The sequence below is a fragment of the Sulfurihydrogenibium sp. genome (assembly GCF_028276765.1).
GTDB lineage: Bacteria > Aquificota > Aquificia > Aquificales > Hydrogenothermaceae > Sulfurihydrogenibium.
Window position 1 is genome coordinate 19,277 of record NZ_JAPYVU010000020.1, and the last position, 12,490, is coordinate 31,766.

Annotated in this window: 8 protein-coding genes and 1 pseudogene; 1 reads left to right on the plus strand and 8 read right to left on the minus strand. The window is 30.5% G+C overall.

Annotation, left to right across the window (positions count from 1 at the left end; translation table 11 throughout):
• Positions 1-12: 12 nt before the first annotated feature.
• Together purM and Q0929_RS04655 are read right to left on the minus strand one after the other, a co-directional pair.
• Positions 13-1,032 (minus strand): phosphoribosylformylglycinamidine cyclo-ligase, encoded by a 1,020-nt coding sequence (gene purM / locus Q0929_RS04650; RefSeq protein ID WP_343232043.1) that lies wholly within the window; start codon positions 1,030-1,032, stop codon positions 13-15.
• Between the two features lie 17 nt (positions 1,033-1,049).
• Positions 1,050-1,532, minus strand: coding sequence for a phosphatidylglycerophosphatase A (locus tag Q0929_RS04655; RefSeq protein WP_007545895.1), 483 nt, complete (start codon positions 1,530-1,532; stop codon positions 1,050-1,052).
• A gap of 121 nt (positions 1,533-1,653) precedes the next feature.
• On the opposite strand from Q0929_RS04655, the gene Q0929_RS04660 reads away from it, so the two are divergent.
• Positions 1,654-1,827: a hypothetical protein gene (locus tag Q0929_RS04660; RefSeq protein ID WP_299238421.1), complete on the plus strand. Its 174-nt coding sequence runs from the start codon at positions 1,654-1,656 to the stop codon at positions 1,825-1,827.
• A gap of 234 nt (positions 1,828-2,061) precedes the next feature.
• On the opposite strand, the gene Q0929_RS04665 is transcribed toward Q0929_RS04660, so the two are convergent.
• The 6 genes and pseudogenes from Q0929_RS04665 to Q0929_RS04690 all read right to left on the minus strand — a co-directional run.
• Positions 2,062-5,130, minus strand: a complete 3,069-nt coding sequence (locus tag Q0929_RS04665; RefSeq protein WP_299238423.1) for a tetratricopeptide repeat protein — start codon at positions 5,128-5,130, stop codon at positions 2,062-2,064.
• A gap of 84 nt (positions 5,131-5,214) precedes the next feature.
• A complete protein-coding gene (locus Q0929_RS04670; RefSeq protein WP_299238424.1) occupies positions 5,215-6,375 on the minus strand; it encodes a tetratricopeptide repeat protein in 1,161 nt (386 codons plus the stop codon).
• Positions 6,350-9,076 carry an endo alpha-1,4 polygalactosaminidase gene (locus Q0929_RS04675; protein WP_299238426.1) on the minus strand — a complete coding sequence of 909 codons (2,727 nt, stop codon included), beginning with the start codon at positions 9,074-9,076 and terminating at the stop codon, positions 6,350-6,352. Before Q0929_RS04675 ends, Q0929_RS04670 begins: the two co-directional genes overlap by 26 nt.
• Positions 9,042-10,412, minus strand: a complete 1,371-nt coding sequence (pelG, locus tag Q0929_RS04680) for an exopolysaccharide Pel transporter PelG (RefSeq protein WP_299238428.1) — start codon at positions 10,410-10,412, stop codon at positions 9,042-9,044. The genes Q0929_RS04675 and pelG overlap by 35 nt, the downstream gene beginning before the upstream one ends.
• A complete protein-coding gene (gene pelF / locus Q0929_RS04685; RefSeq protein WP_299238430.1) occupies positions 10,412-11,926 on the minus strand; it encodes a GT4 family glycosyltransferase PelF in 1,515 nt (504 codons plus the stop codon). Before pelF ends, pelG begins: the two co-directional genes overlap by 1 nt.
• Positions 11,923-12,490 (minus strand): annotated as a pseudogene (locus tag Q0929_RS04690) (hypothetical protein); the annotation flags it as partial. The gene pelF and the pseudogene Q0929_RS04690, both read right to left, overlap by 4 nt.

Genomic DNA, 12,490 nt, shown 5'->3' on the forward strand with positions numbered 1-12,490 from the left:
TTACACCTTCCATCAAATAATGTTAACACTTCTTTCACCTTCTTCTAAATAGCCAATTATATAAGGTTTTTCTCCTAAATCTTCGAGCAATTGAATAGCTTCTTTTTCATCCTTTTTATCAATTGCTAAAATCATTCCTATACCCATGTTGAATGTTTTATACATATCTTCCTTTGGAACGTGTCCTTCTTTCTCAATCCATTTGAAGATTGGTAAAACTTCCCATGAGCCTTCTTCTATAACAGCTTTTAAACCCGGTCTAATTACTCTTATAAGATTTCCCGGTATTCCACCGCCTGTAATGTGTGCTATGGATTTTATATCTATTCTTTCAGCCAAGGTTAAGATTGTTTTAACATAAATTTTTGTTGGAGTTAATAGCTCTTCCCCCAACGTTTTTCCAAATTCTTGGAAATAATCTTTATAAGAATATCCTTTTACTTCTATAATCTTTCTAACTAAGGAATAGCCATTACTATGAACCCCTGAGGATGCAATGCCTATAAGTATATTTCCTTTTTCTGTTTTGCTACCATCAAGCATTTTTTCTTTTTCTACAATACCAACGGCAAAACCCGCCAAGTCATACTCATCATCTTTGTACATGCCGGGCATTTCAGCAGTTTCACCGCCTACCAAGCTACATTCAGCCAGTTCACAGCCTTTTGCTATACCTTTTATAACTTCTACCGCTGTTTCAGGCTTTAATTTACCGGTTGCAAAATAATCCAGAAAGAATAAAGGTTTTGATGTAGTTGTTACTAAATCGTTAACACACATAGCCACAAGGTCAATGCCGATTGTGTCATGTTTATTAAGCTGTTGAGCTATTTTTAATTTTGTCCCTACCCCATCAGTTGAAGATGTGATAACAGGATTTTTATATTTACTTATTTCAAGTAAGTATGCAGATGCAAAGCCCCCGATTGGTGTGATTACATTTTTCGTGAATGTTTTTTGAACAAAACCTTTAATCTCTTCTACAAACTTATCAGCCTTTTCTATGTCTACGCCAGCATCTTTGTATGTAATCATTTCTTACCCCTGTTTTAAAATTTAAAGAAGTATATCAATGCGTGTAAGATTATCCAGCTGTAAACACCGGCTAAAATATCATCAGCCATAATGCCAATTCCCATTGGGTATTTTTCTAAGGTTTTAATTGGTGGTGGCTTAAGAATATCTACTATTCTAAAAATAACAAAGCCAAGTAAGAAATACATCAGAGCTTGATTTAAAGGTATGTTTGCTGTATTGATTCCAAGCATAGTTACCATATAGCCGGCTATCTCATCAATGCTTACAAAAGACGGGTCTTTATCATTATACTTTTGACTTACTTCATAAGATGCCCAGATGCCAATAAAAAACACAGATAAAGTGATAGAGATTTGAGCTAAAAGCCCTTTGTCCCAGTATAAATAAAAAAACGGTATCGCTCCCAGTGTTCCAACCGTTCCGGGTGCGATGGGAAATTTACCCAAGTAAAATGAAGTGGCTAAAAATAGTGCAATATGGTCTTTTAAACTCATTAAAACTCCGATAAATATTTTAATTTCATTATAACATATGAAGCCTTCGGCTGTACAAGCTAAAAGAAACATGGGAAAATATTATATAAGAATTTAAAATCATGAAAATCGGAGGATAAAGATGAGAAAGAAAGTAGGAACATCTACCTACATTCAGAGAATTAATAAACTTGAAAGAAAGCTTTTAAAACAAGTAAAAGAATTAGATGATGTTATGCAAAGACATCCAGAAATAATCTTTAGATTACAAGTTGTAGAATTTGCTTTAAAACACTGTAGTAAAACTTGCAGTTGAAGCTTTTGGTGTATCAAAATCTACCATATATAAATAACATCCTGTATCTCTAAAAATCATTATATATATCAAAATTAAAGATGTTGCAATATATGCTACGGTATAACACAAAAAAACTTCATTATAATTTAAACAAAAAATCACCTTTACAATACTTTTGTGATATTATGAATTCAAGAAAATCGGAATTTTCCCAAACCGGTATGACTTATACACACCCCCCCAAGGTATTAATTAGTAAAATAAAATATATCTTAAGTAGCTATTGAAATACTTATCTGCTGTACCTTTAAATCCTTGGATATATCTAAATCCTAAGCTTAAATTATCCTGTCTAAATAAACCACCGCCTACTCCACCAGAAAATCCATATCCTAAACCTGTAATATCATTATACGTTATATCAGCACTGAAAAATGGTCTCCAAACTCTTACGTAATTTGTATCATTATCATATCCAAAAGAAAATCCAATTCCAATTAAATTAAAAGATTGTGGTAGAAATCTAGTATTTTGATATGGAGACAGTTTTTCAATGTTTCCTTTATATCCATCTTTTTCATTATACTTACCGTGCGATGAATAAAGTCTAAACGTATAATCAGGATAACCAACTCTGAGCTTGTAATAAATCTCATCATACAAATTAAAAGAGGTTCCTATTTTTTTTCCATCAGAGGAGTGATAGATATCGTAAGATGGATTTATATAAAAGCCAGTTCTATTATTAAAACTGTGAGAAAAGTTGAAACTTAACATATCTTTCATTCCACCGTAATATAAAAATAATGTGTCATCAGCTGGTATATTTTTACCAAGCTCTCCACCAAAATAAGTTTTATTTTTTATGTATCTTCTAAATTGAATATCTAAATACAAGTTTGATGAAAGAGTTTTCAACGAACCTACGATAAAGCTTATCTCTCCGCCATCAAACACCTTTTTAAAACCAATTGAGATATCACTTCTATCAGGAACGTTAATCATTTTTAGACTATCAACACTAAACGGATTTGAACCTTTATACCTAACAAACATATATAAGCCTTCTTTTGGTTTAGCTTGCATAAATATATCTTTAGAGATGTCTTTAACGCCGGCTCTATCTGTATAGTTTGTTAATATTTCAACTTTTGGCCTATAAGTTGTGATTAAATCTCTTTGTTGTTTGTATAATAAATAATCTTCTGGGTTTTCATCCAGTCCTTTATATCCATAATACATAGCTTTATCAATTTGACCAGTCTCGGTAAATGCAGTTACTCTATCTCTAATAGGCAGGATGTTAGCAAATTTTTCAAGAAGATTGTATTGCCAATACTTATCATTTGCCCATAAAGCTAAATTTAACTGCATCCATGGGCGTAAGTTGTAGCTATGCCTTTTCATTAAATACTCTAGCTTTGGATGATGGTCTGTTTTAAGAAGATGAGAAAAATAAAGGTCATTATAAGATTCTAATGAAATGTTATTTTTATACTTTTCAAGCAGTTCTAAATATTGCATTGAAGATAAATACTCATCAGCTACTCTCAAAAAATCGTAGGCATCTTCTGATGATAGACTTTGCTTATCTTTAAGCTCTTTAAATACTTCATACTTTATTTTCTCGCTTTCTTCAAATCTACCATATGTGTAAAGTATATCTGCGTAAAGCAACTTATCAGAGATAGATTTGCTATTTTTAAGCTGATTATAAGACAATTCAAGAGCTTTTTTTGTGTTTTCTAAAAAGAGATATAAAAATGTGAAAGATTTTGGAACTAATGTCTCATATTTTTTATAATTATTTGCTATATACTTAGCAAGATTTTGATTAGAAGACTCTATTGAAGCAAAAATTAGCTCAGAAATGATTTGAGAGTCAAACTTTTTATCCAATACATTTTTTGCAATATTTAACGCTTTTTGTGTTTGATTTAACTTTAATAAACTGCTTATGTATCTAGATAGTATCAAAGCAGAAGAGTTATAATCAATTTTATTGCTTTCTATAAATTCAACTATTTTTTGATAGTCATTAGTCAGGTATAAACTTTCTATATAGCCGGATAACAAATAAGAATCTTTATATTTTTCATAGCCCTTTAAAGCATAATCGGCGGATAGTTTATATTCTTTTTTATAATAAAAGTATGTATACAGCCTAATATATTCTGCAAGCCTTCCCTTGCCAATCTTATCAAGCTGGGCAGCAATATTGATTGATGTATCAAAATTTCTTAAAGCCCAAGCCAAGTCTGATAGCGTGTAAAGATACTCTAATCTATCTTCTTCTATGTCTTTACTAACAGTTATATTAGGAAGGTATGATTTTAAAACTTCTAAGGATTTTTTTAAATCTTTTTTTGCATACAGTATGTTTGAATAAAGTAAAACATCTCTATAGTTTTTATCTTGTCTATTATATAGAATTTCACCATATTTTGAGGCTTTGTCTAAATCTCCATAATTATAAAGGATCATTGTTAAGTTTCTTAATATATCTATGTTTTTATCCTTTTCATACATAGTTTCTAAAATTTCTGTAAGCTTTTTTACTTCTCCAGCTTGTTGATAGATATAAAGCAAAGTTTTTAAATCGTTAAATTTGCCACTTAACGCATCCTTTTCTACCAAATTTGTTGCTATATCAAACCTATTTGTTGCTAAAGCAAGGTTAAACAGTTCTCTTTTTGTGTTTTCATTCTTAGTTATTTGATATAGCTTTAAGTAGGCTTCTATACCTTCTGCAGGTCTCTTTGTCCAGATTGCAACCTGTCCTAAGCTTTTTAACCAATATGGATTGTTAGGAAATAATTCAGCTCCTTTTTTTGCAACTATATAAGCATTTTCTAAATCTTGATTTCCTAAGAACGTAATCAAAAGAAGTTTTAAAAGCTCTTCATCATAAACTTTGCCGATTTTGATTTGTTTTGGCAGCTCTTTGTTAACTTCCGATGGGTAAGAGCCTTCTTGATCATGTTTTACAACAACATCTTCATTAGTTATAGAATCTTTTAGAATTATCGCATTTGGAAATAGGGAAGAAATAGTTTGATAAAAAATCTTTGCATCGAGTATGTCCTTAAATTTACCTACACGTACTCTATAAAATTTTTCGTATTTCACTATTCTAATAGATTTATGTTTGTCCTTATCCAGATTTTGTTTTAAAGCTTCAACCTGTTTCTGTGCGTTTTCGAAATCTATAAAACTTCCTACTTGGACAGTATAGAATTCCTCGCTTGCATATGAAAAAGAAGACAACAAAAGTATCCCTATTACCATTAAAGCAATAAATTTAACTTTATTAAACGTCATTTCTAACCTCCTCTGTGCCGTTGAAAAGAAATCAGGTTAAAATTATTTTCCGTGTTTAAACTCAGGTTTCTCTAAAGGAAATCATTATATAACCCTCTGTTTAATATCCAGTGCTATTTTATATGCAAATTTTGGATCTCCCGTTGCCAAGGAAGATTTTAATACAAACTTCATCATCTCTATATCATTCAAAAATTCTTTATAGTGCTTAAAAATTATATTTTTTGCCAACTCAAAATTCTTACTCCAAAGAGCGATTTCAACTGCCTTTTTGAAATATTCTCTTCTTTTTAAAGCATTTTTTTTCATGTTAAGCTGTGCTAAGTAAATGTTTAAAGCCTTTTCATACTGTTTTTGATATAGATACAAGTCTGTCAATTGTTTTAGCCACAGGTCTTTGTTTTTGGTGTCGGTTTCATAGAGTTGCTCTAATAAACTAATCGCTTTACCATATTGCTTTTGATAGCTGTACAAATTTAGTAATTCTTTAGCCCAATAGTATTTGTTTGCAGAATCGGTTTTGTATAAATATTCTAAGTAATTGGACAAGCCATAGAAATCTTTTCTTGCTTTATAAACATTAACAATTTCCTTATTATAGTTAAAAGAATTTTCTTTGTCTAAAATTACAAGCTTTTGTAAAAATCTAATAGCATTTTCATAATCTTTTAACATTATGGCCAGTTTATAGCTTTCCTTTAGCCAGTGGATATCTTTTGGTTTAATACGTAATATTTTTATTGATATTTTATAGGCCAAATCTTGAAACTCCATTGATAAAGCTTCTTTATATTCTCTTTCAAGTTCTTTTACGTCTATCATAGATTTATAGCTTTCTTCAAGAATTGCTTTCATTTGATGTCTTAAATATTCTTTTTCTTCTAAAGATACATTTTTTGAAAAGAACTTTTGCTTTAAAATTGAATATCTTAAAAACTTTGCTTTACCAAGAATATCCGGATCATTACTTTTTTCTAAATCGTCTAAATGCCTAATCGCCTTTTTTTCTTCTCCTATTTTTATATACCTTTCTGCAATTAGGAGTTTTAAACTTGGGTCTGGATTAACTTTTACCAAACTTTCAAGATACATATTAGACAAAGTTATATTGCTATCTTCTTCAAATATAAGTCTTTCTAATTTACCTTTTGGAAAAACTAATATCATATTAAATAAAACAATTAAGATAAAGCCAAAAATTTCTCTATTGGTTATAAACTTAGCTACCGCAGTAGGCTTCCACATAGGCTTCTTTCTCTTTCATGAATTTAAACTTGTAATAATCCATGTCTTTTTTTAGGATATAATCATTTGGAGTTATGTTTAACTTGCAGTTTTTGTTCAAAATTTTAAAGGTTAATGGGATATAGCCTTCGAGTTTAATTTTAATACTCTTGCCATCTTTTTCGTAAAACTTTATCTGACCATTAGAATTTATAACCATAAAATCTGGCTCATCGTTAGAAAAGAAAATTTTTGAATCTCCATCATTGGTTAAATGAACATAGATTGAATCATGAATTTTTCTATAACCAACCACATTTTGACTTTTAAAAATATCTATCTTTACATCCTTATCAAATCTAACAGTCTTTAGATTTCCTTCATTTCTAATAACAAAATTATCTTCCAGATCTTTTGCAACGACTGTATTTCTAAACTCTAAAACTCTTTGGGCATACTCTGATAAAAACATAGGGTTTATTTCTTGAGATACAGCATAATCATAAACTTCCTTTAAAGCGTTTAAGGATGCTATTTTTTGCCCGGAGTAAAAGTGATAGTATATAGAAATAGGTTTAAATCTATATTTCTCGTCTGTAAGTTTAAAGGTTGAAATAGATTTTATGTATCCATAATAATCTCTCCAAAGATTTGTGTATACATTTTCATTTTGTATAGGTGCATATACCTGAAAGTACTCATCTCTGTTAAGCCCCATGGGTCCAATTAGTGTATAGAACGGCTCTTGATAGTTTATCCAAGTGTCTCCTCCGTTGACGTTGTAAACCCCAATCTTGTATGTTAGTTGGAGTGCTTCTTTTGGCGGGACACAGTCGCCGGTCCACAAAAAAACTTTTGTCTTTTTATTCTTCGGAGCTAAGTTTTTATTGATATAATCTATAGAACCTATAATCTCTCTTTCTAAATTAAATTCATAATTTTTTATCGGCAAGCTATAGCCTTCTACATTGCTTTCTTTGTTTTGTTTTTCTAATTCATACAACTTTCTCCACTTAAAAGGATGTGAAAATGAATGGCTTGCAATCTCTACATTTTCTAACGCAAATATGCTTCTTGCAATTTCCTCAAGTTTTTTACTTTTATCCGGATACAAACCCCAAGGTGCAATTTCTCCTTCAACTATAGAAACAGTATGTGGAATTTTGTATTTTTTTAATATTTCATCTCTGATTATCTCTCCTAAATTTTTTTGTGGGTCAAAGTCAGCAACACCAAAAAACGCATCTCCGTCTATATGTGCTGTCAAGATTCTATTTCCGTTCTCGGTTGTTACATCCGGTGCTGGAAAATCTGGTTTAAAAACGTCTCTAAAAATCTCAACCGGATTAAATATCAAAAGAGCATTCTTTCCAGATTCTGATAAAAAAGTTCCTTCTAAGGCGTATCCACCCCAATCTGTAATTGCAAAAGGATAAAACTCTTTGCCGTTTATTTTAGCTTTCAAAATAGGCTTGAAATTATTTTGTGGTGTTGCTATTGGAATTGGTTGGATTTCCGGTTTTATCTCAAAGTAATCATAACTTATGGGCTCAAAATCAACTTTATCAAAAATGGATGTATTTCCTTCTATTTTTAGACCAAGAAAGCTTAAAAATTCTTCATCTGACGGGATGTAGCTTAGAAAGAATACTTTAATTCCATCTGAAATCTGTTTTTTTAACCACTGTAACATCTCTGGCGAATATTCTGTTTGCCTCAGTAGTATCCCGGCATACTCATCTCCGATATAATCTTTTGGAAGCCCTTTATTGATATCATACATAACAGGAACATATCCAAGATACTCTAAGAAAGCTTGGAAATTTCTATGTAAATCATCGTATGCTGCATCAAATTCTTTAGAATTATACAAAATCATAATTTTTCTTGGAATAATTTGATATATGCTTGTTCCAAGAGTTTTTAGGTCTTTATCGGTAACATATGGGATAAACCCATTTTCGTATATTTTTTTAGCAACTTCTTTTTGTAATTTTTTATTTTTAGGGTCTACGTAATCTATCACGATAACTTTGACACCAAGGTTTTTAATCTCATTTAGTTTGTTTAAAAGCCATCTTGTATCTTCTTCTTTCATTTTTTTATACTTCATTGTTTTGGTATCAAGACCATAGAATAGACTTTCTGCAACTACTGCATCTATATAATCTTTTACCTGTGGAACTACTTCAAAACCTCTGTTTAGAATGATTTTTTTGTCCGGGAATGTTTTTTTCACTTGAATGATAAACTCAGTCAAGGCATTTTCATAATCTTTATATTCATTTGGCTTTAATGCAATTTGATAGCTATCTAAGGTATCAAAGAAAAATCCATCGTATTGAGAAAGATTTTTTAAGACTTTGTTTATCAGAAATTCTCTATACTCTTTTTTTCTTATATCTGCTATATAAGTTTTCCAGTCTTTATTTTCTCCCACTATCCAGCTTTTATCTATTTCTTTATAATACTTTCTGTAAGGCTCTATTTCTCCTATGGATACATACGCAAAAAGTTTTGATTTTTTATTTTTTATGTAGTATTTTTCTTTAAGTTTTTCAAAAGAAAAGTTATCCGGGTCAACCACAAGCCAGTCATAAAGGTAGAATGCCTCTTCAGGTGGTTCTCTGTATATAAATCCAACGCTTAAATCTTTTCCATAAGATAGACTAAATATAAATAAAATATTAAATAAGCATAAAAGTCTGATAATGTATCTCATCTAAAAATCTCCTTAACAAAATTATAGCAAGCAGATCAGAAATAAACAGAGATAGAACATAGCCATATCCATAGAAGTAAGGTCCAAGTAAAATAGAAATATATGTAAATACTGCGTTAGAAACAGCAAAAAGAATAGATAAGTAAAGAGCTTCCCTTCTTCTGTCAAAGTAGTTCAGTATTGCAAGCAATGTCATAAATATTAGCTGAAGGTATGTCCCAACCATCAAAACATGAAAAAGTGGTATGTATAAAAGAGAAAGCTTAAATATTTTGAATAAAAGCGTATCAAATATTAAAAAAAATACAAATGCTATTCCTTGAATTCTCAAAGTATCAAAGATAACAGAACGAGCTGAAAGTATCATATCATTGCCAAATTGATAAATTTTATTTAAGGTTGCCCCTTCTCTAACTGCACGGTAATATCTATCATAGTAATCCGCAAACTCTGCCTCAAGTTTCAGGAAAAATGCTGCCATACCGGGAGCAATTGCTATATATGCTAAAAACATCGGAATATCATAAACAATAGAAGCTTTAATAGGTCCTAAAATCTGGATGCTCGTATCAGGATAAAACCAAAATATAAATTTATCTATCCATATGCCAAGATTGTAGAAAAATCCTGAAAAAATTAAAGATATATATATTTTATGCCTATCAAAAAAATCAAAAGATATTATCTTATCTGAATAATAAGTTCTTATAAAATACCCAAGAAGCAAGAAAAATAACACTGCCTGACCGATAAAAAACGAGAACATCAACCCTGCCAAATCGTATCTTACCATATATAAAGCTAAAAGGAAAAAAGTAATATACGCGGTAGCAAAAGAAAAGACAATAAATTTATAGCTTTTAAATCCGGTTAATACAACATTTACAATCCATAGCCCACACATTATCGTAAAAATCAATACATACAAAATAATAAAAACTGCACCTTGCTCTTTAAAAAAGATAACTGAAAAAATTAAAGAAATGATAAAAGCTAAAGTCATGTTCAAAAGCATATTCCCAATAAGATTTGGAAGAACAACTTCATATTTCTTCTCAAAAATTCTGTCTGCAAGAAATCTTGTTATCATAAGCTGAGAAAATCCAGTTAAAATAAGACTAAAAGCTGTTAAGTATGTTACTATTACACCAAACTGAATTATAATTTTATCTGAAGAGACAAATTGTCTCAAAACATAGAAAGATAATGCTAATGTCAAAATAGAAATCAAATATGGTCCAGCGCTTAAAACAGCAGAATATCCAAAAGCTTTTACTATTGAACCAAGTGTTCTTTCTCTTAATACCTTCCTTAGTTCAAAGCTTATACCGGCCATTATGTTAAAACCTCTTTATAAATCTTTCTATAATTTTCTAAAAATTGCTCTTTCCTGTAAAATTTATTTACTCTTGTTAATGCACTTTTTTGATAAGCATTCCATTTCTCTTCATCTGTTAAAAGCTCTATGTATGCATTAGCTAATTTTTCCGGATTTGCAATAGGAACAACTTCCCCGGCTTTACCAATATTAATATCTTCTTCGTTTAGTCCGCCGTATATAAGCTGCCTACAAGAGCCAACATCTGTAGCAACGGCCGGAAGACCGGCAGCAAAACCCTCCAGAATAACCAGCGGCATACCTTCACTTATAGATGTTAAAGTCAGTATTCCTGTTTTTGGGAAAATATCCTTTGGATTTTGAAATCCAAGAAATTTTACATTATTTTCAAGATTGTAAACTTCAACCAATCTTTTACATTCTTCAAAATACTCAGGGTCTTCATCAGTTGGACCAACTATCCAACCTTCAGCTTGGGGCAATCTATTTACAACTATTCTCATAGCCTTGATGAATGTTTTTATATCTTTAATTGGAACAACCCTCCCAAGCAATGTAATTACCCTTGGGATTTCCTTAGGTCTATTTTTCAAAGCTTGAGAATAGCCCTCAACATCAACACCATTTGGGATTACAATACACTTGTCTGGGTCTGCACCGTAGGATATTTGAATTTTTCTTGCATCATCGAAAAGAGAAATAATAATCTTACTTGCATGATAGATAAATTTTCCAATGCTTTCAAAAAATCTAATCCACAGGTTACGAATATGGTCAACCTCACCTAAATCTCTTTGAAAGAATAATCTTTTATCTACAAGCCAATCTACATTCAAAAGGTCTATTTTCCTTTCTCTTGTATATATACCATGTTCAGTAAGAACAAACGGAATTTTTTTATGATAAGAGATCAGCGATGCGAGAAATCCGGCGTATCCTGTCGAAGGACTATGTACTATATCACAATCCGGAACCTGGGAAGCAATTTTAGCAACAACCCATATAGGTGCATGAATGTTCCTTATCGTCCAAAAGTAATCTATAAAAGGAGTTTCTTCCGCATATTCTGTGTACATATCAATTATAAAGTTCCAAGCCTCTCTACTAAACAAAAAATCTTCTTCTTTTACTTCTTTTAGATAAAACTCAAGTTTTTTGATTTTTTCTGGCAGGTCAACGTTTTTATCTATATTTTCTTTAAACCATTTATGCAGAGTTTCTATGTATCTAAAATTTTCTTTATTGGCATTTCTTTCATGGGGCATGATTGTTCTTTCATAATTAAAAAGATAATCTACAGATAAATAAACTAAATTATCTGGAAGTTTATACTTTATTCTTTCGTAATCTTCTGGCCTGCTTCCAAGAAAAACAACCCCAAAATTTTTCTCTGAAATGCCTGTAATTAAATCATGGATCCATGTAGAAACCCCGCCTCTAATGTATGGATATGTTCCTTCTGCAATCAGCAAAACATCAATTTTTTTATTTTGGTTTAAAAGCTCTATCATTGTATGCTCCAAAATTGTTTCAAAAAGCTAACTTTTACGTCTAATGATAGGTCTAATTGAGAGAAAAGCTCTTTTACCTTTTTAAAATTTCTTTCATAGAAATAGCATTCTGCAAGGTAGGGAATGACTTTATATCTAAACTCTTTAAAATTAAAAGCCGATTCTAAATATTCTTTTGCTTTTTTATAATCTTTAAGTCTTAAATAAATCCTTCCAATTAGAAAATAAGGAATAAAATCCTTTTTTAACTTTAATCCTTCTTCTGCATAGTATAAAGCTTTTTCTATTGCGAAATTTTCAAACTCTTTATCTACAATATGAAAAAAGACAAAATCCCAGTAAGCTTGAGCCAATTCAAAGTAAATTTTAGCTTTTTCTTCTTCAGATAAATCATTATCTTTTAGCCTGAGATTAAGTTCATGAATTTTATCGTTTAATTGCTTTTCCATTTTGGAAATCATACTAAAAGCCATCAATCTTATTTCGTCCATAGGATTACTAATATTTTCTTTTATTAAAGAATAAGTTATCGGACTTTGTAAATCCGATAAAGACATAAAAGCT